The sequence below is a fragment of the Marinobacter sp. L-13 genome, from assembly GCF_056857715.1.
The window spans coordinates 19,463-41,788 of the sequence record NZ_JBSXNQ010000032.1 but is presented as its reverse complement, the minus strand read 5'-3'; the positions used below and the strand labels follow the sequence as shown (position 1 = coordinate 41,788).

At 58.3% G+C, this 22,326-nt stretch carries 19 protein-coding genes and 1 pseudogene; 8 read left to right on the top strand and 12 right to left on the bottom strand.

Going from position 1 to position 22,326, the window contains the following annotated elements:
- The first annotated feature begins 245 nt into the window (after positions 1-245).
- The 6 genes and pseudogenes from AC13DD_RS02460 to AC13DD_RS02435 all read left to right on the top strand — a co-directional run bounded on the left by AC13DD_RS02460 (position 246) and on the right by AC13DD_RS02435 (position 5,505).
- Positions 246-1,403: an ABC transporter substrate-binding protein gene (locus tag AC13DD_RS02460; RefSeq protein ID WP_053112794.1), complete on the top strand. Its 1,158-nt coding sequence runs from the start codon at positions 246-248 to the stop codon at positions 1,401-1,403.
- 82 nt (positions 1,404-1,485) lie between these two features.
- Positions 1,486-2,361 carry a branched-chain amino acid ABC transporter permease gene (locus AC13DD_RS02455; protein WP_014577972.1) on the top strand — a complete coding sequence of 292 codons (876 nt, stop codon included), beginning with the start codon at positions 1,486-1,488 and terminating at the stop codon, positions 2,359-2,361.
- On the top strand, positions 2,361-3,368 hold the full coding sequence (locus AC13DD_RS02450; protein WP_008173786.1) for a branched-chain amino acid ABC transporter permease: 1,008 nt from the start codon (positions 2,361-2,363) through the stop codon (positions 3,366-3,368). Before AC13DD_RS02455 ends, AC13DD_RS02450 begins: the two co-directional genes overlap by 1 nt.
- Entirely contained in the window at positions 3,365-4,123 is a 759-nt protein-coding gene (locus AC13DD_RS02445; protein ID WP_008173788.1) for an ABC transporter ATP-binding protein, read from the top strand. Before AC13DD_RS02450 ends, AC13DD_RS02445 begins: the two co-directional genes overlap by 4 nt.
- A 17-nt stretch (positions 4,124-4,140) precedes the next feature.
- A pseudogene (locus AC13DD_RS02440) lies at positions 4,141-4,590 on the top strand (hemerythrin domain-containing protein); the annotation flags it as partial.
- Between the two features lie 210 nt (positions 4,591-4,800).
- Entirely contained in the window at positions 4,801-5,505 is a 705-nt protein-coding gene (locus AC13DD_RS02435) for an ABC transporter ATP-binding protein (RefSeq protein ID WP_008173790.1), read from the top strand.
- Positions 5,506-5,626: 121 nt separating this feature from the next.
- Here AC13DD_RS02435 and paaZ read toward each other — a convergent pair whose 3' ends face one another.
- The 11 genes from paaZ to paaG form a co-directional block, all read right to left on the bottom strand.
- Positions 5,627-7,672, bottom strand: coding sequence for a phenylacetic acid degradation bifunctional protein PaaZ (gene paaZ / locus AC13DD_RS02430; RefSeq protein ID WP_008173792.1), 2,046 nt, complete (start codon positions 7,670-7,672; stop codon positions 5,627-5,629).
- Positions 7,673-7,759: 87 nt separating this feature from the next.
- The gene (gene paaE, locus AC13DD_RS02425; RefSeq protein ID WP_008173794.1) at positions 7,760-8,839 is read right to left on the bottom strand and encodes a 1,2-phenylacetyl-CoA epoxidase subunit PaaE; all 1,080 of its coding nucleotides are present in this window, start codon (positions 8,837-8,839) and stop codon (positions 7,760-7,762) included.
- A 13-nt stretch (positions 8,840-8,852) separates the two neighbouring features.
- On the bottom strand, positions 8,853-9,422 hold the full coding sequence (gene paaD / locus AC13DD_RS02420; protein ID WP_008173796.1) for a 1,2-phenylacetyl-CoA epoxidase subunit PaaD: 570 nt from the start codon (positions 9,420-9,422) through the stop codon (positions 8,853-8,855).
- The gene (gene paaC / locus AC13DD_RS02415) at positions 9,406-10,170 is read right to left on the bottom strand and encodes a 1,2-phenylacetyl-CoA epoxidase subunit PaaC (protein WP_008173798.1); all 765 of its coding nucleotides are present in this window, start codon (positions 10,168-10,170) and stop codon (positions 9,406-9,408) included. The genes paaD and paaC overlap by 17 nt, the downstream gene beginning before the upstream one ends.
- A 12-nt stretch (positions 10,171-10,182) precedes the next feature.
- Positions 10,183-10,464, bottom strand: a complete 282-nt coding sequence (gene paaB / locus AC13DD_RS02410) for a 1,2-phenylacetyl-CoA epoxidase subunit PaaB (RefSeq protein WP_014577967.1) — start codon at positions 10,462-10,464, stop codon at positions 10,183-10,185.
- A gap of 17 nt (positions 10,465-10,481) precedes the next feature.
- Entirely contained in the window at positions 10,482-11,474 is a 993-nt protein-coding gene (paaA, locus tag AC13DD_RS02405) for a 1,2-phenylacetyl-CoA epoxidase subunit PaaA (RefSeq protein ID WP_008173802.1), read from the bottom strand.
- A 327-nt stretch (positions 11,475-11,801) separates the two neighbouring features.
- Positions 11,802-13,112, bottom strand: coding sequence for a phenylacetate--CoA ligase PaaK (paaK, locus tag AC13DD_RS02400; RefSeq protein WP_482930807.1), 1,311 nt, complete (start codon positions 13,110-13,112; stop codon positions 11,802-11,804).
- Positions 13,113-13,172: 60 nt separating this feature from the next.
- Positions 13,173-14,420 carry a 3-oxoadipyl-CoA thiolase gene (pcaF, locus tag AC13DD_RS02395; RefSeq protein WP_482930806.1) on the bottom strand — a complete coding sequence of 416 codons (1,248 nt, stop codon included), beginning with the start codon at positions 14,418-14,420 and terminating at the stop codon, positions 13,173-13,175.
- Positions 14,417-14,863: a hydroxyphenylacetyl-CoA thioesterase PaaI gene (paaI, locus tag AC13DD_RS02390; RefSeq protein WP_482902610.1), complete on the bottom strand. Its 447-nt coding sequence runs from the start codon at positions 14,861-14,863 to the stop codon at positions 14,417-14,419. Before paaI ends, pcaF begins: the two co-directional genes overlap by 4 nt.
- Complete coding sequence (gene paaH / locus AC13DD_RS02385) at positions 14,860-16,380, bottom strand: 3-hydroxyacyl-CoA dehydrogenase PaaH (RefSeq protein ID WP_092033845.1); 1,521 nt, start codon at positions 16,378-16,380, stop codon at positions 14,860-14,862. Before paaH ends, paaI begins: the two co-directional genes overlap by 4 nt.
- A gap of 3 nt (positions 16,381-16,383) precedes the next feature.
- On the bottom strand, positions 16,384-17,175 hold the full coding sequence (gene paaG / locus AC13DD_RS02380; RefSeq protein WP_482930805.1) for a 2-(1,2-epoxy-1,2-dihydrophenyl)acetyl-CoA isomerase PaaG: 792 nt from the start codon (positions 17,173-17,175) through the stop codon (positions 16,384-16,386).
- A 384-nt stretch (positions 17,176-17,559) separates the two neighbouring features.
- On the opposite strand from paaG, the gene paaY reads away from it, so the two are divergent.
- Positions 17,560-18,159, top strand: coding sequence for a phenylacetic acid degradation protein PaaY (paaY, locus tag AC13DD_RS02375; protein WP_092033866.1), 600 nt, complete (start codon positions 17,560-17,562; stop codon positions 18,157-18,159).
- 32 nt (positions 18,160-18,191) lie between these two features.
- Here the strand turns inward: paaY and AC13DD_RS02370 are convergent, their stop codons facing one another.
- Positions 18,192-18,644 (bottom strand): Lrp/AsnC ligand binding domain-containing protein, encoded by a 453-nt coding sequence (locus AC13DD_RS02370; RefSeq protein ID WP_008173814.1) that lies wholly within the window; start codon positions 18,642-18,644, stop codon positions 18,192-18,194.
- A gap of 159 nt (positions 18,645-18,803) precedes the next feature.
- Between AC13DD_RS02370 and AC13DD_RS02365 the strand changes: the two genes are divergently transcribed.
- Positions 18,804-22,298 (top strand): NAD-glutamate dehydrogenase, encoded by a 3,495-nt coding sequence (locus AC13DD_RS02365; RefSeq protein ID WP_482930804.1) that lies wholly within the window; start codon positions 18,804-18,806, stop codon positions 22,296-22,298.
- Positions 22,299-22,326 lie beyond the last annotated feature (28 nt).

The window sequence follows — 22,326 nt, the reverse complement described above, 5'->3', positions numbered from 1 at the left end:
AAACACGTTGTACGTATTATGCGGTTCTTACGTGTCAGGTAAAGGTTTGTCTTTCGATCAGCGGTGCTGGCGTGTTCTGCCAGTGTCGGCTTTACTGACAGAGCCGCGTTGGCACTCCCGGAAATCAGTTGACACGAGCGTTATGATACAATAACTTCATTTGATATTCGTCAATGGTATCGAATCATACCGGGAGCGAAGAAACAAAAACTCAAGCCCCTGCAAAAAACGGGAGAACAAAAACAATGTTTAAAACAGTGATTCGTCGCGCAGGCAAATGCGCAGCCGTTGCAGCCGCCGGTCTCATGATGATGAGCGCTCAGGCAGCTGAACCCATCAAGATCGGTTCGTTCCTGTCAGTGACAGGCCCGGCATCGTTCCTTGGTGATCCCGAGCTGAAAACGCTCGAGATGTACGTTGAAAAAATTAATGAAGAAGGTGGTGTCCTTGGTCGTCAACTGGAGCTGATCCACTATGACGACGTTGGCAACGCTTCCTCTGCCCGTAACTTTGCCAGTCGCCTGATCCGCTCGGACCAGGTTGATATCATCGTTGGCGGCAGTACTACCGGCGCTACCATGGCGGCGGTACCGCTGATTGAGCAGGCAGAAGTGCCGTTCATCTCCCTGGCCGGTGCTGTGGTTATCACCAACCCGGTCAAAAAGTGGGTATTCAAGACTCCTCAAACCGACCGCATGGCGGCAGAGCGTATTCTGACCGACATGAAGGATCGCGGCATTACCAAGTTTGGTCTGATTTCCGGTACCGGTGGTTTCGGAAGCTCGGGTCGTACCCAGACTCTGGAAGTGGCCGAAGCGATGGGAATGGAGGTTGTAGCCGACGTTACCTACAGCGGATCTGATACAGACATGACCGCCCAGCTGACCAATATCCGTAACACAAGTGGTGTGGAAGCGGTGCTGAACTTCGGTTTCGGTCAGGGCCCGGCCATCGTAACCCGCAACTATGCTCAGTTGGGCATGGAACTCCCGTTCTATCAGTCCCACGGTGTTGCATCCGACAGCTTCCTCGAGCTCGCCGGTTCGTCTGCAGAAGGCCTTCGCCTGCCAGCGTCTCCGCTGCTGGTGCCGGATTCCCTGCCGAACGACGATCCCCAGAAAGAAGTGGTTCAGAACTACAAGGCTGAATACGAAGCCCGTTGGGATTCCAAGGTGTCCACCTTCGGTGCCTACGCCTACGATGGCCTGATGCTGGCGGTCCGCGCTATGGAAGAAGCCGGCTCGACCGATCCGGAAGCCGTTCGTAACGCACTGGAGAATATCCAGGGCTATGTCGGCGTAACCGGTGTATTCAACATGTCACCGGAAGACCACAACGGCCTTGATCCAGACTCCTTCCGCATTCTGGAAGTCCAGAATGGCGAATGGAAACTGATCGACTGATACCCCTTTAACCTGTCTCGCGGCTGGCGACGACCCCTATTCAGGGTAAGTCGCCAGCCGATGTTCGACCGGAACCACCGCTATGCTCGCAGAATTCTTACAGTACCTGTTCACCGGGATTACTATCGGTGCGACTTACGCCCTGATAGCCCTCGGCTTTACCCTCATCTACAACGCCAGTCACGTCATCAACTTCGCCCAGGGCGAGTTTCTGATGATTGGAGGCATGGCTACGGTTTCGCTTACGGCCATGGGCGTGCCCATGATCCTGGCAGTCGTGTTGGCGGTCATTCTGGCCGGTATTCTTGGCGTCGCCCTGCAGCGGTTCGCGATTGCACCTGCCAAGCAGGCCGATGTTGTTACCCTGATCATTATCACCATCGGTGCGTCGATCTTTATCCGTGGTATTGCCCAGGTTGTCTGGGGCAAGGAATACCACGTGATGCAGAATTTCAGCACAGACCAGCCTATTGAAGTTTTCGGAGCGGTATTGAATAGCCAGAGCCTCTGGGTTCTCGGTATTGGCGCGATCCTGGTGGTCGGCCTGGTGCTGTTCTTTACCAAGACACTGATTGGCAAGGCTATCCTGGCGACATCCATGAACAAGGAGGCTGCGCGCCTTGTCGGTATCCGGACTCAGATGGTTCTGATGCTGGCATTCATGGTTTCGGCATTACTGGGCTCTGTGGCCGGTATTGTTGTTGCCCCGATCACGTTCACGTCCTACGACATCGGTATCATTCTCGGACTGAAAGGCTTTGTGGCGGCTGCCATTGGCGGCCTGGGTAGCGGCGTTGGCGCGGTGGTTGGTGGTCTCTCGCTGGGCATCGTTGAGGCCATGGCGGCCGGCTACATTTCATCGGACTACAAGGATGCCGTGGCATTCTCCATGATCCTGCTGGTGCTGTTCTTCATGCCCCGCGGATTGTTCGGTGCCAAGGTAGTGGAGCGCGTCTGATGTTGAACACGTTTATGCAGTCGCGTCTCCGGGGGCTGATTGTTCTCGCCCTGATTCTCATCATTCTTCCCGCTTTTCTCGGCAACCCGTTCCATTATGAGCTGGTTACCCAGATGGCGATCATTGCTGCCACGGTGGTTGGCCTTAATCTCCTGGTGGGTTTTGCTGGCCAGATCAGTCTTGGCCACGCTGGCTTCTTCGGTCTTGGCGCCTACTTTACCGGCATCGCGACCGGCACCTACGGCTGGCCTTCAGTGCCCGCGTTGGTGGTCGGAGCAATTGTTGTGGGCTTTATTGCCTGGATTGTCGGGCGACCGATTCTGCGCCTGAAGGGCCACTATCTGTCCATGGCGACCCTCGCCGTTGGTTTTATTATTGCCATCATCCTGAACAACGAGCGTGCACTGACCGGCGGGCCAGACGGTATGCCGGTGCCGGCCTTCGAAATATTTGGCTGGGAGCTGAGCGCGTTTGGTCGCTATTCGCTGTTCGGTATCACGATCGAAGGCTTCCAGGCCTGGTATATCTTCGCCAGCGTGGTGCTTCTGGTAGCGGTGTGGTTTGCCCTGAACCTGATTGAATCGCCGATTGGCCGGGCGCTGCGTTCGGTTCACGGCTCGGAAGTGGCTGCCAGCGTTGTCGGTGTGAACACCGCGAAATACAAAAGCCTGGTGTTCGTGATCTCGGCGATCTACGCCAGCCTGATGGGCAGTCTTTATGCCCACTTCCAGGGCTTCATTACGCCTGCGGTAGCAAGCTTCGAATTCTCCATCCTGTTCATCACCATGGTTGTTCTGGGTGGTATGGGCTCGACCTTCGGTGTCATTCTTGGCGCCGTGGTGCTGAAGCTTTTGCCCCAGGTTCTGGCAGATTTCCAGGAGCTGGAACATGTCATGTTCGGCCTGATCCTGATGCTCACCATGATTTTTATGCCAAAAGGGCTGTTGCCCACACTGACCGCGTTTGTTTCCAAGAAAATGCGCAAGAAAGCGGGAGGTGAGGCATGACAGCACTGGTCGAAGTAAAGGGGCTGGATAAAGCCTTTGGTGGTGTCCATGCGGTGGAAGGCGTCAGCTTTTCGGTTGAAGCCGGACAGGTCTATTCTGTTATCGGCCCCAATGGTGCCGGCAAGACAACGCTGTTTAACCTGATCACAGGGCTCTATACGCCGACCAAAGGCGAGATCCTGCTGAACGGTGAGAGCACCGCCAAGCTGGAGCCCAATGAGCTGGCAGAGCGGGGCATGTGCCGCACGTTCCAGCAGATGCAGATCTGCATGAACATGACCGCCATCGAAAACGTGATGCTGGGTCGGCATCTGCAGCTCAAAAGCAGCCTGTTTACGACCCTGTTCCGTTTGCCTTCTTTGCGCCGCAACGAGGCCGCGGCCCGTAAGCGCGCCGCCGAGCTGATGGAGTATGTGGGATGCGGTGACTACCTGGATGCCGAAGCATCGGCGATGTCCTATGGTGCGCTGAAGCGCCTGGAGATTGCCCGGGCATTGGCCGCTGAACCAAAGGTAATCCTCCTGGACGAGCCCGCCGCCGGTTTGAACGCGGTTGAAACCGCTGCCCTGGAGGATCTGATCCGGAAAATTGCGGATCAGGGCACCACCGTTATGCTGGTTGAGCACGACATGAAGCTGGTTATGGGTATATCCGACCGGTTGCTGGTGCTTAACTACGGCCGTGTTCTGGCAGAGGGAACCCCTGAGGAAATCCGCCAGAACCCGGATGTTATCGCCGCCTATCTGGGTGGCTGAGCAAGGAGACATTTCACATGAGCGAGCAAAACACTGAAATGGCGCCTGCCCAGTCACGCAGTGAGCAGGCCGTACGGATTATTGTTCATGAACACCAGGCACTGTGGCGGATTCTGGATCTGCTGGACCAGCTGCTTAGTGATATGAACCTCAACGATCAGCGCCCGGATGAGCGGCTGCTGAAGACCATTTTTGATTACATTCAGCACTTCTCCCAGCGGGTGCATAGCACCCCCACGGACATTGAGCTGTACAAACGGCTCAGCGAGAAGTCCCCTGAGACGGCGCCTCTTCTTGAGAAGCTGGCGAAGGGCTATGTCATCGGTCATGAAAAGCTGGTGGAGTTGCGCCGGCTCCTGGCCGAGTGCGAGGAAGGCTGGCCGGAAGGTCGCGAGGAATTCAGTCACGCCCTGGCGCGTTTCACGGAGGCCCTGCGCAAGCACATCCGCAAGGAAGAGGGCGTGGTTATTCCTCGGGCCCGGAAACTGCTGACGGAAGAAGACTGGCAGCAGATTATTGAAGCCCGGGACGTGGAAAACGATCCGCTGTTCGGTGAGCGCGTCCGGGAAGAGTTCCGGGAACTGCGGCACCAGATTGTCAGTTATACCCCCGAGAAATTCGGTGGTCTCGGCCTGAAGCACGCAGACCGGGTGACTGCGCCTCATGCCAAAGAAGAGATGCTGTCCATCAAGGGGCTGGTTACTTCCTACGGTCAGATCGAAGTTCTGCATGATGTGGATATCCATATCAACAGCGGTGAGATCGTGTCACTGGTAGGCGCCAACGGTGCCGGCAAATCCACCCTGCTGATGACCATTTCCGGTTTGCAGCCCACTGACCGGGGTGCCATAACCTTCGAAGGCAAGGATCTTTCCAAGATCAGCGCCGATCAGCGGGTGGCTAATGGCATTGTCCAGGTGCCCGAGGGCCGGCAGGTGTTCAAGGACCTCAGTGTGCACGACAACCTGCTGTTGGGCGCCTATACCCGGGGCAAAACGCCCGAGGTAATGGACGACCTGGAACGGATGTACACCAAGTTCCCGATTCTGCGTCAGAAGCGCCATAACCTGGCGGGTGAGCTCTCCGGTGGCCAGCAGCAGATGCTGGCAATGGGCCGGGCCCTGATGGCCAAGCCCAGGCTGCTGCTTATGGACGAGCCAAGTATGGGTCTGGCCCCGTTGATCATCGAAGAGATCTTCAACATCGTCAAAGAACTGAAGGAAGAGGGCATTACCATCTTCCTGGTAGAGCAGAACGCCTCTCAGGCATTGGCACTGGCTGATCGCGGCTATGTGCTGGAGACCGGCAAGGTGGTGATTGAAGGGACCGGCCGTGAACTGCTCAGCAATGAGAAGGTTCGTGAGGCCTACCTGGGCATGTAATCGCCCGGAACTTTCCTTGCGCCAATAAAAGGGGGACAGGTCTTGCGACCTGTCCCCCTTTTATTTGCCTGACGCTTTCTCCCTGGGGTCCAAGACAGGGAGAAAGCAGGGAAGCCCGGTGTTACTCGGGCTTCTTGGCAACCAGTGTCAGGATGTCGTAGCTCGCAACCATCTCGTCGTTCTGGTTGTGAACCTGAACATCCCAGACCACAACACCCTGGGGGTGTCCGTCCGGAGATGTCCGACCCTGATCGATCTTGCGCTTGCAGGTCAGGCGCGCCCGGATTGTGTCACCCGGGGCAACCGGCTCAATGAAACGCAGGGTGTCCAGACCGTAGTTCGCCAGCACCGGACCTTCACCCGGATAGACGAACAGGCCGGCCGCAGCGGAAAGCACGAAGTAGCCGTGAGCAATGCGCTTGCCGAACTGGGAGTCCCGCGCCGCGATTTCATCGAAGTGCATATAGAAGTGATCACCGGACAGGCAACCAAAGTTGACGATGTCGGCTTCGGTGACGGTGCGTCGATGCGTCAGCAGAGACTCGTTGATCTGCAGGTCTTCGAAGTGGCGACGGAACGGATGCACGTCGGTTTCGATCAGATCAGCACCGCGTACGTACTCGCGGGTAACCGCAGCCAGCATGCTCGGAGAGCCCTGGATTGCGGTGCGCTGCAGGTAGTGGTGAACCGCACGGATACCGCCCAGTTCCTCACCACCACCGGCGCGACCGGGGCCGCCATGCTTCAGCATGGGCAGAGGAGAACCGTGGCCTGTGGATTCTTTTGCGGCTTCGGCATCCAGCAGGTGCAGGCGGCCATGGAACGCGGCCAGCAGCGGGGCGACCCTGCCAGCAATGGCAGGGTCCCGGGTGGTCAGGGTAGTGACCAGGGAACCACGGCCTTTCGAGCAAAGTTCAACGGCGTCTTCAACGGTGTCGTAAGGAATGACGGTAGCAACCGGGCCGAATGCCTCGATATCGTGGGCACCACAGCCGCTTTCCGGGTTCCGGCACAGCAGCAGGTGCGGCTCGATGAACGCGCCCTTCTCGGTGCCATCGCCGGTAGCCTTGAAGTTGCCTTCGCCACCCACAACCAGCTCACTGGTCTTGAGCAATTCCTGGATGTTGGCTTTCACATCCTCCAGCTGGTCGATGGAGGCCAGTGCACCCATGCGGACGCCTTCGACAGAGGGATCACCCACGGTGATCTTGGAAAGCTGCTCTTTCAGCTTGTCGCAGACCGCGTTTACCTGATCTTTCGGAACGAAGATACGACGAATGGCGGTACATTTCTGACCGGCCTTGGCGGTCATCTCGCGCCGGATTTCCTTTACGAAGACGTCGAATTCTTCGTGCTCCGGGGTCACGTCCGGCGCCAGAATGGCACTGTTCAGTGAATCGGCCTCGGCGTTGAACGGAATCGAACGATTGATGATGTTCGGGTGGTTCCTGAGCTTCCGTGCCGTTGCGGCCGAGCCTGTGAAGGTCACCACATCCTGCTCTTCCAGATGGTCAAACAGGTCGCCGGTGCTGCCAATGATCAACTGCAGGCTGCCTTCCGGAAGCGCGCCGGATTCCTGCATCAGGCGGACGGCGAGTTCGGTCACGTAGCAGGTTGAGGTGGCCGGCTTCACGATGGACGGCATGCCTGCCAGGAAGGTGGGTGCAAACTTTTCGAGCATGCCCCATACCGGGAAGTTGTAGGCGTCAATGTGAACCGCAACGCCGCCGCGGGGCACCAGGATATGGGTGCCTGCAAAGTGGTTGTTCTTGCCCAGCGGAGTCACCGGGCCTTCGTGAACCACGTTGCCCGAGGGAAGTTCGCGGCGGCCCATGCTGGCGTAGGAAAACAGCGTACCGAAACCACCGTCGATATCGATGCCGTTGTCGCCCTTGGTGGAACCGGTATGCATCGACAGGGCGTAGAGTTCTTTTTTGTGCTCCTGGAGGTACAGGGCCATGGCCTTCAGGGCCAGGGCGCGCTCCTGGAAATCCATCGCCATGAGGTTTTTGCCGCCAACCCTGCGGCCATACTCAACAGCGTTCTTGAAATCGAGGGTGTCGTCGTGGGTATGGGCGACGATCTCGCCGTTAACGGCGCTTGGCAGAGCCTTGGCGGGCTTTTCGCCGACCCACTGGCCGGCAATGAAACTTTTCAGGACTGACATGGGAAACTCCATTCGTTTCTGAAACGCGAAGGCAAGCCCCGTTGCTGCGGGACTTGCCTTGCTCTTGTCTTGTTTTGGGGGCGGAAACTACATTTCGTCGTAGTCCAGAACCACCTTGTCGCTGATCGGGTAGCACTGGCAGGAAAGCACGTAACCGGCTTCCACCTCGTAGTCTTCCAGAGCAAAGTTCTGGTCCATCTCTACCTCGCCTTCCACGACCTTGGCTCGGCATGTGGAGCAGACGCCAGCCTTGCAGGAATAGGGCAGGTCCGCGCCTTCTTCGTTGCCGGCATCCAGAATGCTCTTGGTGTCGCGCACCAGCGGGAAAGTCAGCGAGCGGCCATCAGCGATCACCGTTACTTCACTGATTGACTGGGGATCGACGTGTGCCGGATCCCGGTCTTTCCGGGCCTGGGGAACCCCACCAGCCGGGGTAAACAGTTCGAAGTGGATCCTGCTCTTTTCCATGCCGTGGTTCCGCAGTGAGTCGCGCACGGTCTCGGTCATCATCTGCGGGCCGCAGATAAAGGCCGCCGTGAGCTCCTTGGCATTGATCCAGTGATCGAACAGCTTGTCGCACTTCTCGTGGTCGATACGACCGTTGTAAAGGTCTATGTCCTGTTCTTCACGGGTGAAGATGTACACCAGGTTAAGGCGGGACATGTACTCGTTTTTCAGGTCCTGCAGCTCGTCACGGAACATGGTGCTGCTGGTGGCCTTGTTACCGTAGAACAGGGTGACCTCGCTCTTGGGCTCGGTTTCCAGGGTGGTCTTCACGATCGAGAGGATCGGAGTAATACCACTGCCGGCCGCAACGGCCAGGTAATTGCCTTCACGTTCCGGGTCCAGATCAATGGAGAAATGGCCCTGCGGCGGCATGACTTCCAGAGTCTGGCCGGGCTTGAGTTGCTCGTTGGCAAAGGTGGAGAAGCGACCGCCCGGAACCTGTTTGACGGCGATGCGAAGCTCCTGGTCGTTGACACTACGGCAGATCGAGTAGGAGCGGCGAACTTCCTCGCCATCCAGCTTGGTGCGCACGATCAGGTGCTGGCCCTGCTGGTAGTGAAACTTGTCTGCCAGATCTTCCGGCACGTCAAAAGCAAGTGATACGGCGTTTCTTGTTTCAGGTCTGACCTCTTTGAGGGTCAGTGAGTAAAATTTGTTCATGATCGTATCGGCTCTAGATGCATTTGAAGTAGTCGAAGGGCTCGAGGCATTCCTTGCAACGATAAAGGGCTTTGCAGGCGGTGGATCCGAACTCGCTGACCCGTTCGGTGTCTTTGCTGCCGCAATGAGGGCAGGCAATGACTTCCGGTTCTCCGAGCAGGCTCATTTTGCTGGAGCTGCCCTCGGGTGGCGCGATACCGAACGCCCGAAGCTTTTCTTTGCCTTCGTCTGTGATCCAGTCGGTGGTCCAGGCAGGGGTCAGCACCTGTTTGATTTTCGGATCGCGGAAGCCAGCAGCGCGCAGCGCCTCGGCGATCAGCTCCTCAATCAGTTCGGTTGCCGGGCACCCGGAGTAGGTCGGGGTCACGTCAATGGACAGTTCTTTACCGTCCCAGTGAACCGCCCGGACAATGCCGAGCTCCACGACACTGACTGCCGGCACTTCAGGGTCTTTGACCTCTTCAAGAAGTGCCCAGATGTCGTCCTCTGTCAGCAGATCGGGGCGGGCGTTGGCCGGCACCCGATCACTGGCAATCAGAATGTCGACAGCTGACCGGCTGTCTGAATCACCATGTTGTGGCATCGGGATAGGCCCTCTGCAGGAACTGCATTTCTGCCAGGATGAAACCGAGGTGTTCGGTGTGCTCGCCGTGCTTGCCACCCATGTACATCCAGGCGTCTTCCGCGCCAGGAGTCAGGGTTGCCTGGGTGAGCACCTCGTTGACCATGCCGCGCCAGTCTTTGGCCAGCTGGTCAGTATCCGGGCCAATGCCCGCCTCGGCCATCACACGATCGGTGTCGTCCGGCGTGATAAGCTCGCCGGTAAAACGCCAGAGGATGTCGACGGCGTCCTGCATGCGGCGGTGGCTTTCTTCAGTGCCATCACCAAAACGCTTCACCCACTCCGAGGAGCGGCGCAGGTGGTAGGTCACCTCTTTCAGCGCCTTGGCAGCGATGCCGGCAATGCGCTCGTCGCTGGATTCGGTCAGGCTCTTGAGCGTGAAGTAGTGGTACACGTCGAAGAAGAACTGACGACCCATGGTGACGGCGTAATCCTCGTTGGGCTGCTCGGTCATCAGCAGGTTGCGATACTCGTGAGCGTCCCGGCGGAAGGCCAGCTTGTCAGCATCGCGGCCATCGTCGATCAGCTCGGCTGCATACTCGTACCAGTTGCGAGCCTGGCCGACGAGGTCGAGGGCAACGTTCATCAGTGCCATCTCTTCCTCAAGCGCCGGGGCCTTGCCACACAGCTCGCAAAGGCGCTGGCCGAGGATCATGTCGGAATCTGCCAGGCGCAGCAGGTATTCCTTTAATGCTTCTGTTTGTGTCATGGGTACCGCTCCTTACATGTGTCCGACTTCATCGGGCAGCTTGTAGAAGGAAGCGTGCCGGTAAACCTTGTCTTCCGACGGATCGAAAAGCACTTCCTTCTCGTCGGACGCGGACGCCGTGATCGCGTCGGAGGGAACCACCCAGATGCTTACGCCTTCGTTACGGCGTGTGTAAAGGTCACGGGCGTTTTCCATGGCCATCTCGGCGTCTGCGGCATGCACGCTGCCCACGTGTTTGTGGTTCAGGCCGTGCTTGGACCGTACAAAGACTTCGTAAAGGCGCCATTCAGACATGTTGTATTCCTCCGGTATCAGGCGGCTTGTGCGCGCTGTTTTTGTTTTTCGGCGTAGGCGACGGCCGCTTCACGGACCCAGGCACCTTCGTCAATAGCGTTCTTGCGAGTCTTGATGCGCTCGCGGTTGCAGGGACCGTTGCCCTTGAGGACGTCGTAGAACTCCTGCCAGTTGATTTCGCCGAAATCGTAATGGCCGGTTTCTTCGTTCCACTTCAGGTCCGGATCCGGTGCAGTGCAGCCAAGGAATTCGAGCTGCGGCACGGTCTGGTCAATAAACATCTGGCGCAGTTCGTCGTTGCTCTTGCGCTTGATCTTCCAGGCCATGGACTGCTGGGAGTTCGGGGACTCGTCGTCATGCGGTCCGAACATCATCAGTGCCGGCCACCACAGACGGTTAATGGCGTCCTGCACCATGGCTTTCTGTTCCTCGGTGCCTTCGCGCATCATGTCCAGCAGGATCTGGTAACCCTGACGCTGGTGGAAGCTTTCTTCCTTGCAGATGCGGATCATGGCGCGGGAATAGGGGCCATAGGAGGTACGCTGCAGCACCACCTGATTAACGATGGCGGCGCCGTCTACCAGCCAGCCAACGGCACCCATGTCCGCCCAGTTCAGGGTCGGGTAGTTGAAGATGCTGGAATACTTGGCTTTTCCCTGGTGCAGCTTTTCGATTTCTTCGTCACGGTCAGCACCCAGGGTTTCCATGGCGCTGTACAGGTACAGGCCGTGGCCCGCTTCGTCCTGAATCTTGGCCATCAGCTGGAGCTTACGCTTGAGCGTAGGCGCGCGGGTAACCCAGTTGCCTTCCGGCAGCATGCCGACCACTTCGGAGTGGGCGTGCTGGGAAATCTGGCGAATCAGGGTCTTCCGGTAGCCTTCCGGCATCCAGTTTTTGGGTTCGATTTTGGTTTCGGCGTCGACCTTTTCCTGAAAGTCGCGCTCTTCGGGCGACATCTCTTCTTTGGTCTTAAGGCGCTTGGCGCCGGTTTCAACGAGCTGGGCGTACATAAACAAATACCTCCGGATCGGGCTTGTTGTTCTGTTGTCCGTGAACAGAGAACCCTCAATAACAACTGAGGGTCAATGACTCCATATTATATGATACTGAATAAATATCAAGAACAGTCTTTGTGTGTCATGTTATATCTAAAAGCTTCCTTATGAGATCTTATAGTGCTGATTTGCATAATAAAAAAAGTGATACGTGAGCAAATGCTATTGAGATCAGCAAACGGAAAGCAATTTTAAATCGGTGATTGCGGGGCCTGGTGGTGGGAAAAGCAGCGAGAGTCAGCGGCATCCGCTGCGTGCTGACTCTCTGCTGGTCGGTCGGATTTACTGGTTACGGCGATCAAATACGCGCTTGGCCTTGCCTTCCGAGCGTGCCAGACGGTTGGTTTCCACCACCTCGACACGGGTGCTGATGCCGATGTAGGACTTGATGTGGTGCGCCAGTTCCTTGGCCGCCGCAGCACGACTCTCGGGGGTGTCGGTTACGCCGGGTTTCAGTTCGGTCCGGATATCCACGCAGTCCAGGTTGCCTTCCTTGTAAACCTCGATCTCGTAGTGCGGTGCCAGAGCCTCGCACTTGAGCACCTGCTCCTCGATCTGGCTCGGGAACACGTTGACGCCGCGAATGATCAGCATGTCGTCGCTGCGGCCGGTAATTTTGTCAATCCGGCGCATCGGGCGCGCTGTACCCGGAAGCAGGCGGGTGAGGTCTCGGGTGCGGTAACGCAGAATCGGCAGGGCCACCTTGGTCAATGACGTGAAGACCAGCTCACCGTATTCACCATCAGGCAGCACTTCACCGGTTTCCGGGTTGATGATTTCCGGATAGAAGTGATCCTCCCAGATGGTCGGGCCGTCTTTGGTTTCAATACATTCCATGCCCACGCCCGGCCCCATGACTTCCGACAGACCATAGATATCAAGAGCCTCGATGCCGAGGCGCTCCTCGATCTCGGATCGCATGGCGTTGGTCCAGGGCTCCGCGCCGAAGATGCCCAGGCGCAGCGGCAGCTTGTGGGGATCGATGCCCTGCCGTTCCATCTCGTCGGCGATGTTCAGCATGTAGGACGGTGTGACCATGATGATGTCCGGCTCGAAGTCCTTGATCAGCTGGACCTGCTTCTCGGTCTGGCCTCCCGACATGGGGATAACGGTACATCCCAGGCGCTCGGCACCGTAGTGGGCGCCAAGACCACCAGTGAACAGGCCGTAGCCGTAGGCCACATGGACCTTGTCGCCACGGGAGCCGCCACCGGCCCGGATGGAGCGAGCCACAATGTCGGCCCAGGTGTGAATGTCACTCTGGGTGTAGCCCACAACGGTGGGTTTGCCGGTGGTACCACTGGACGCATGAACCCGGACCACGTCGGACATCGGCGTAGCGAACATGCCAAACGGATAGTTGTCGCGCAGATCCGCCTTGGTGGTGAACGGAACCTTGGCCAGATCATCCAGGGAGTTGATGTCCATTGGCTTCAGGCCAATATCATCGAACGCTTTGCGATAGAAAGGCACGTTGGTATAGGCATGGACAACACTCCAGCGCAGGCGCTGCAGCTGTTCGTGACGCAGCTCATCGATGCTGGCGGTTTCCATGCGGTCAAGTTTGCCAAGTTTTTGCAGTGGTAAGGTCATGGTTCTGTCCTGCGTTGTTCTTGTCGAGTAATGGTCTTTATTCTGTTCCGGTCGGTGGCCTCAGGCCACCGAATCCGTCCGTTCAATAATCAGCGCGATCCCCTGGCCAACGCCGATGCACATGGTGCACAGGGCATACTGGGCCTTTTGGCCCGCGGCATGGCGGCGCTCCAGTTCGTTCAGGGCAGTGGTCACCAGCCGGGCACCGCTCATGCCCAGAGGGTGGCCCAGGGCGATGGCGCCACCGTTCGGGTTCACGTGCTCGGCGTCATCTGGCAGACCCAGGTCCCGGGTTACGGCGAGGGCCTGGGCTGCGAAGGCTTCATTCAGCTCAATCACATCCATATCGGCCAGCTCCAGGCCGGCCGTGGCCAGAACCTTGCGGGTCGCCGGTGCCGGGCCAAAGCCCATGATCCGTGGCTCCACACCGGCAGTTGACATGGCAACAATCCGGGCACGGGGCTTGAGGTTGTAATGTTTGAGGGCGTCAGCTCCGGCCAGCAGCAGGGCACAGGCCCCGTCATTGACACCGGACGCATTGCCCGCAGTGACCGTACCGCCTTCACGGAACGGGGTCGGCAGCGAGGCCAGCTTTTCAAGGCTGGTTTCACGGGGGTGCTCATCGGTATCCACCACCAGCGGGTCCTGCTTGCGACGGGGAATGGTCACCGGTGTGATTTCAGCGGCCAGGCGGCCTTCTTTCTGCGCTGCCGCGGTGCGTTGCTGACTGCGCAGGGCAAACGCATCCTGGTCTTCCCGGGAGACGTTGAAATCCGCTGCCACGTTCTCGGCCGTCTCGGGCATGGAATCAATGCCGTACTGCTTTTTCAGTACCGGGTTTACAAAGCGCCAGCCGATGGTGGTGTCAAAAATCTCCGCCTTGCGGCTGAATGCAGACTCGGCCTTGCCCATAACGAAGGGCGCCCGTGACATGGATTCGACGCCGCCGGCAATCATCAGCTGGGTCTCTCCAGTGCGAATTGCCCGGGCTGCGCTGCCAATTGCATCCATACCGGAACCGCACAGACGGTTGATGGTGCTGCCCGGGACGTCTACCGGCAGGCCTGCCAGCAGCAGGGACATGCGGGCAACGTCGCGATTGTCTTCACCGGCCTGATTGGCGCAGCCGTAGAGCACGTCATCAACTTTCGACCAGTCCAGATCCGGATGGCGTTCGGTCAGCGCTTTGATGGGAATGGCGCCCAGGTCATCTGCACGCACGGCGGAAAGGGCACCGCCGTAACGACCGATGGGGGTGCGGATGGCATCGACGATGTAAGCGTCTTTAAGGGTGTTGTCGGTGCTCATGCAGTTTCCTCCGAATTGCGTACGGTGCCACGAACCTCGTAGGAACGGCCCCGGAACAGGGCAACCTTGCGGCCATCCTGATTGGTTAATGTGATGTCGTAAACGCCGGTGCGGCCGCCGCGGGCCTGCTCTTCGGCGGTGGCGGTCAGCTGGTCGCCTTCTTTGGCGCCGTACATGTAATCAATGCTGCAACCGGAGGCAACGGTGGCCCGGTCATAGCTGTTACAGGCAAAGGCAAAGGCCGAATCGGCCAGGGTGAACAGGTAGCCGCCGTGGCAGGAGCCGTGGCCCTGGATCATGTCGCAGGTGACCGTCATGGTGAGCACTGCCTTGCCCGGGGCAACGGACTCGATGTTCATGCCCAGTTTCTGGCTGGCGCGGTCCCGCGCGAACATGGCCTTGGCGCATTCTTCGGCGAGTACTTGCGGATCCATCTCGCTCATGAATAAAACCCCTTCTGTGCAAATGCGTTCTTCCGGAGCAGCAGGGCAGGGCGATAGCGGTCCTCTGCGTAGCTGGTCTGGATGTTGGTGAGCACCTTGAACACGTGGCCCGCGCCCAGGCGGTCGCTCCAGCTCAGGGGGCCGTCGGGATAGTTCAGGCCCGCTTTCATTGCCAGATCGATATCCGCGACCGTTGCAACACCGTGAAGAGCCGCATCGGCCGCTTCATTCGCCAGCATGGCGACGGTACGCATGATGACCAGCCCCGGCCGGTCCGCGATCAGGCTGACTTCGATACCCGCTTTTTGCAGTAAAGCACAGGCACAGGAAACCGCTGCGTCGGACGCCTGATCGGCAGGCGCCAGGGCAAGCCGGCTTGCTTTGCTGTAGTCAAAGGCAAGGTCAAACAGCACCAGATTGGCGAGGCCCTCACAGGCGGCACGCTCGGTAGCCATCCGGCCGTCGGTAAGTGCCAGTACCGCATCGCCGAAGCGAATCTGGCCCGGGCCGTCGCGCTCGATAATGGTCAGGCCGGCTGCCTTCAGTCGCTCCAGCAACGGTGCGGCTACGCCGGGATTGCCTTCGGCAATGACCACGGACTCATCGGATTGATGTGCCGGCTCGGTCTTTGGCTGCGGCTTTTCCGCACTCTCGCCATAGGGATAGAACCCCTGGCCGCTCTTGCGTCCCAGGCGACCGGCTTCCACCAGTTCTTTCTGGATCAGCGACGGTAGAAAGCGGGGGTCCTGATAATAGGAATTAAAGACAGAGCTGGTAACCGCATAATTGACGTCGTGTCCGATCAGGTCGGTCAGCTCGAATGCGCCCATGCGGAACTGGCCAGCTTCGCGGATAATCGCATCCAGGGTGGCGGCATCGGTGGCCTGCTCCTGAAGGAGGCGAAGGCTCTCCGCGTAAAACGGACGGGCCACGCGGTTCACGATGAAGCCCGGAGTCGACGTTGCATACACCGGCTTCTTGCCCCAGGCGGTGGCCGTGGCATGGACGGTATCGGCAACGGTCTTGCTGGTCGCCAGCCCCATGACCACTTCGACCAGCGCCATCAGCGGTGCCGGGTTGAAGAAGTGCATGCCCACCAGACGCTCCGGTTTGCTCATGTCAGCACCGAGGGCGGTAACAGAGATGGAGGAGGTGTTGGTGGCGAGGATCGTATCGGCGGTACACAGGTCTTCAAGGCTCGCCAGCAGCTGACGTTTGATCTGGAGGTCTTCGATGATGGCCTCGATCACCAGCCCGGCGTCTGCGACGTCATCAAGCTTTGCAACCGGGTGAATCCGGCCGATCACATCGTCCAGCTCCTGCTGCTGCATCTTGCCTTTGTCGACACGACGCTGAAGCTGCTTCGCGATACCGTCACGGCCCGCCTCGGCGGCACCCTCTCTCTGGTCGTGCAGGTAAACCTGGTGGCCTGCCTGGGCGGCCACCTGGGCAATGCCGGAGCCCATGGCGCCGGCGCCGACGACGGCAACTTTGGTTTGAGTATCCAGTGCCGGCATGGCTTATTTCCCCTTGAAGTTCGGCGTGCGTTTTTCCATGAAGGCGGCAACGCCCTCACGGTAGTCTTCGGTCTGTCCCGCCATGCGCTGCAGATCGCGCTCCAGATTGATCTGCTCTTCAAAGGTGTTGCTGGCGCTGGCGTGCAGTGCCCGCTTGATCAGTGCAAGGCCCTTGGTCGGTTGGGTCGCGAAATGGTGGGCAAGTTTCATGGTCTCTTCCATGAGTTGCTCGTTATCAACGCAACGCCAGATCATGCCCCAGTTCTCGGCCTGCTCGGCGCTGATCTTGTCGCCCAGAAGTGCCATGCCTTTGGCTCTGGCCATGCCCGCTACCCGGGGCAGAGTCCAGGTGCCGCCGGAATCAGGTACCAGCCCCAGTTTGCAGAAGGCCTGAACGAAATTGGCTGAGCGGGCCGCGAGGGTAATGTCGCAGGCCAGGGCAATGTTGGCGCCGGCGCCAGCGGCCACCCCGTTAACCGCGCAGAGCACGGGCATCGGCAGATCCCGGAGGCTCCGCATCAGCGGGTTGTAATAGTTCTCCAGAGAGGCGCCCAGGTCCGGCATTTCCTGATCTGGCGAGACGCTGCGGTCGGAAAGATCCTGCCCCGCACAAAAACCCCGGCCGGAGCCGGTGATGACCAGTACACGGACAGACTCATCCTTGCGCACGGTGCTGATGGCATCGCGCATACGCTCATGCATTTCAACGTTGAAACTGTTCAGGTTGTCCGGACGGTTCAGGGTAAGCAGAGCCACGCCCTGATCGATTTCAAGAAGAATGCTCGGCTGAGTCATGGCGGTATGTCCTGTTGTTTGTTGTAGGGGGGATAGCGCGAAAGGTGTGTTAAATCGGCACACTGCTATCGAATGTGGAAAATGAGTATATCTTAGAATTGATACTCGTCAAGGATTGTTCTGGCTTGGTTCTGTATCACTTTGGTCGGAGGTAATCGCCTGCTTTGTCTATATTGCTGAATATCCGGTAAAAATTCATCAGCGCTCTCAGGTTTGAGCCATTGCAGGGGTGGATTCTCGTCTCAAAACAGGCGCCAAGGTATGAAAAATCTCCCGGAAAAGGATAATGTGATACAGAAAATGAATCACAATGACTTTTCGGGTCCCACGTTCAGCCTGTCGTTTGGCGGAGCGCTGCCAGGCCCGTCCGCGAAGGAGACCGTTATGCCCAGCTACAGTATAGAAGGCGTTGTTCCTGTTGTTCATCCGTCCGCCTATGTGCATCCAACCGCCGTTCTCATTGGGGATGTCTGGATCGGACCGGATTGCTACGTGGGGCCTGCGGCTTCGCTGCGTGCAGATTTCGGGCGGATCATTCTGAAACAGGGGTCGAATGTTCAGGACACGTGTGTCATGCATGCCTTTCCCGGGATGGATACGGTTGTCGAGAAAAACGGACACGTCGGCCATGGCGCAATCCTGCACGGCTGCGTTGTCGGAGAAGATGCCATGGTGGGCATGAATGCGGTGGTGATGGATGAGGCGCACATTGCGCCCCGCTCCATTGTTGGCGCATGCGCGTTCGTTAAAGCGAAGTTTACCTGTGAGCCGGGATCGCTGATCGTTGGCTCACCGGCCAAGGTTATGCGCATGCTGAGCGACAAGGAAATCGCCTGGAAGAGAAAGGGTACAGAAGAGTACCAGCGACTCACGCTTCGTTCTCTGGCAAGCCTCGAGGAGGTCCAGCCACTGTCAGAAGCCGAGACGGATCGGCCCCGTTTGGACGCCAGCGGTTACAAGCCCAAATACGAGCAGTCCGAATAGATGGTTTGGCGCCGGCTAAGGGGAGGTTGCTCTCAGAGCCCGGCGTCCTTGACGTTCTCCATAACCACAAACGTGCTGGTTTGCAGCACGTGGGGCAGAGCCGAGATTTCCTCCCCAAGAACCTGCCGGTATTCCTGCATGTTGCGGGTTCGGACTTTTAACAGGTAGTCGAAGTTGCCGGCAATCATGTGGCACTGCTCCACCGCCGAGACGCTCTGAACCGCTTTGTTAAAGGCGGTCAGGGCGCCGCTGCTGGTGTCGTTCAGGGTGACCTGGGCGAAAGCAATGTGGCTGAGACCAAGTTTGGTCTGGTTAACCAGGGCCGTATAACCGGTGATATAACCGTGCTCCTCAAGCCGGCGCATCCGCACTTGGCACGGAGTTTTGGAAAGGCCCACCCGGGACGCAAGCTCGGTTACCGTGATTCGGGAGTTCTTCTGTAGCTCGCGAATAATGGATTGGTCTATTCGATCCAATTCGGCCATGTTGTCTGTTCCAGGTTAAATTAACGGCTAAATCATATGGCAAATATAATCGAAACTCCTCTAATCCGAAACTATATGGTCTAAGTGACTTTCCGGCCTTGCGTATACTGGTAGGTTCATCAGCCCAGTAAGAACGTTTACCAAGTCCGGAGAGTTTCGATGACCGATTCCCGCGCATTACAAAAACAAACCCTGCTGGAACAGCTTGCCGATGTCCTCCAGAACCAGGCGTCCGATAACGACGACTCCCTTGAACTCCGGGAGATCGTGGCCCGGATGGTGGAGGAGTCCCGATCCTGGGATGACGACCTCCACGGCGAGCTGGTCCGGAGTTTCGGCGACTCGATTGGCGGGCGCTATGCCCAGGTGTTCAGTGGCGGGTTCCCTTCGGCCTACCGGGCGAGGTTTCCGGTGTCAGAGGCACTTGCCGATATTGAGCAGATCCAGTCCATTGCCGTCAGCACCGATGTGCCCATGCGGTTCTACCAACCCAGAGATCCTTCCGAAACCGGATTCCACTTCAAGCTCTACAGCGAAGGCCAGCCGGTTATCCTGTCAGATGTGATTCCGATTCTGGAGAACCTGGGTATGCGGGTTCTGGGCGAGCACCCATACCGGGTTCGTCGACGGGATGGCGAAAATTTCGGCGTCAGTGATTTTACCGTCGAACTCCACGACCGGTGCCGGCAGGCCGACCTGAGTACTGCAAGGCCGCTGATCCAGTCGGCGTTCCGGGAGATCTGGAACGGCTTTGCAGAAAACGACGATTTCAACCAGCTGATCATGCTCTGCGGCCTGAGCTGGCGGGAAGTGGCGCTGATCAGAGCCTATGCCCGCTACGTGAAACAACTGCGATTCGGATTCAGCCAGCCGTTCATTGCAGAAACCCTGGCCCGGCATCCGGATATCACGTCGCGGCTTGTGGCGTTCTTTTTCAATCGGTTCGAGCCCGGGGTAAAAGGACGTAAGTCCAGGACAGAAAAGCTTGAGGCAGAGCTGCGGGATTCGCTGGAAGCGGTGGCGAGCCTCGATGACGACCGCATTCTGCGGCGTTTCTTCATGCTCATTCGGGCAACGCTGAGAACCAACTATTTCCAGGTCCGGGAGGATGGCGGGTTTCCGTCCTATCTGTCGCTCAAGCTGGATCCGTCGTCGATTCCTGACATACCGCGCCCAAGGCCAAAGTTCGAGATTTTTGTGTATTCGCCCCGAATCGAAGGCGTGCATCTGCGTGCCGGGCCAGTCGCGCGGGGTGGCCTCCGCTGGTCCGACCGGATTGAGGATTACCGTACGGAGATCCTTGGCCTGGTGAAGGCCCAGCAGGTCAAGAACTCGGTGATCGTGCCTGCAGGCGCGAAGGGTGGCTTCGTGGTGAAGCAGCCGCCCAGGGATGGCTCTCGGGAGGCCGTTCGCGAAGAAGGGGTTGCCTGCTATCAGACCTTCATAAGGGGGCTGCTGGATATCACTGATAACCTTGAAGACGGCCAGGTAGTCCCTCCTGCCAATGTCGTTCGCTATGACAGTGATGACACCTATCTGGTGGTCGCCGCCGACAAGGGCACAGCCACGTTTTCCGATATCGCCAACGCACTGGCGGCAGAGTACAACTTCTGGCTGGGCGATGCCTTTGCCTCCGGGGGCAGTGAGGGCTACGACCACAAGAAAATGGGTATCACCGCCCGGGGCGCCTGGGAGTCGGTGAAACGGCACTTCCTGGAAAAAGGCACCGATACCCAGAGCGATGAGTTCACCGTGGTCGGTATTGGCGATATGGGTGGCGATGTATTCGGCAACGGCATGCTCCTATCCGACCGAATTCGACTTATCGGTGCATTCAATCACCAGCATATTTTTGTCGACCCGGATCCGGATGCTGCGGCCTCGTTTCGCGAGCGAGAGCGGCTTTTCAAACTGTCCGGCTCATCCTGGGCCGATTACGATACCCAGCTGATCAGCGACGGGGGTGGTGTTTTCTCCCGGTCCATGAAGTCTATTCCTGTGTCGTCGCAGATGCGCAAGGTGTTGGGCATCAAGGCACGCAGCCTGTCGCCTGCGGATCTGATCAGCGCTTTGTTGAAAGCGCCGGTAGACATGCTCTGGAACGGTGGTATCGGGACCTATGTGAAGGCGCCTTCAGAGTCCCATGAGGATGTGGGCGACAAAACCAACGATGCGCTTCGAATCGACAGTAACGAACTGCGATGCAAGGCATTGGGAGAAGGCGGGAACCTGGGTGTTACCCAGAAGGCCCGCATCGACTTCGCCCGTCGTGGCGGCTCCGTAAACAGTGATTTTATCGATAACGCCGGTGGCGTCGACTGCTCGGACCATGAGGTGAACATCAAGATTCTGCTGAATGACCTGGTGCACCGACAGCTGATGTCGCTTCCGGAGCGAAACCGGATGCTCAGGGCCATGACGTCTGAGGTGGCCGAACTGGTGCTGCGCAACAATTACCGGCAGGCGATGGCGCTGAGTCTTGCCCAGAACCCCGCAGTTGCCACCGCAGACCAGTACGAACGGCTGATGCGCAGGCTGGAGACAGAAGGCAAACTGGACCGCAGTCTCGAATTTCTTCCGTCGGATGAAGAATTGCAGGCTCGCCGTGAGCACGGCGGCGGCCTGACACGCCCTGAACTGGCGGTACTGGTTTCCTACGCAAAAATTGAACTCAAGCAGGCCCTGGTCGCATCACCGATCGTCCATGACCCGCGATTCAATTCTGCACTGCACTCGGCTTTCCGGGCCTCTCTGCTGGCCGCCTTCCCGGAAGCGGTGGGGGCCCATCCCCTGCGTGCAGAAATCTCGGCCACCCAGATTGCCAACGACATGGTAAATCGCATGGGGATCACCTGGTTTGACCGGATACGCAGCGCTACCGGGGCTGATGCTGGACGGATTGCCTCGGCCTACCTGATCTCCCTGCGAATACATGACGTAGACGCCCATTGGGAGAGTATGGAATCACTGGATGGAAAAATTGACGCCGGCGTTCAGGCAGACCTGTTCGCCGATGCCATCCGGTTGGTGACCCGAAGCACCAGCTGGCTCTTGCAGAACCGCCGGCAGGCGCTGGACCCGGTTTCCTGTATCGACCATTACCGGGCTCCCATGGCGGATGTGCTGGCTTCGAAAAGCCGACTTGAATCGGTGATTCCTGCAAGTCGCTGGTATGAACGCTATGCTGAATACTGTGAGCGGATGGTTCCGGAAGATCTTTCCGCCTGGTGCGCTTCCGCGGAAAGCCGCTACTGGCTGATGGACATGGTCGAGATCGCCCGTCAGCTGGACGAAAAGCTGGAGTCGGTGGCCTGGGTGTATTTCACCCTCGGTGAAAGCCTGAATCTGACCTGGTTGGACCGGCAAATGCGGGCCTTCCGGGCAAATGGCCACTGGCAAGTGTTGGCGACCATTCATTTCAGGGACGAGCTGGACCATCAGTTACGGAATCTCACGCTCAGCGTGTTTTCCGAGCCCGTTGATGGCGACGGAACGCCGGAGAAGCGGATTGAGGCGTGGCGGGGGAACAAGCGGATGTTACTCGCCCGCTGGGAGCGGATGCTGAACGACATGCAGGCCGCCAATGATGTGGATTGTGCCGTTTTCTCGGTGGCTCATGGAGTGCTCAGAGAGCTGGCATTGAAAGCCGCATAGCAGGACTACGACAGGCAAAGTGACCGAA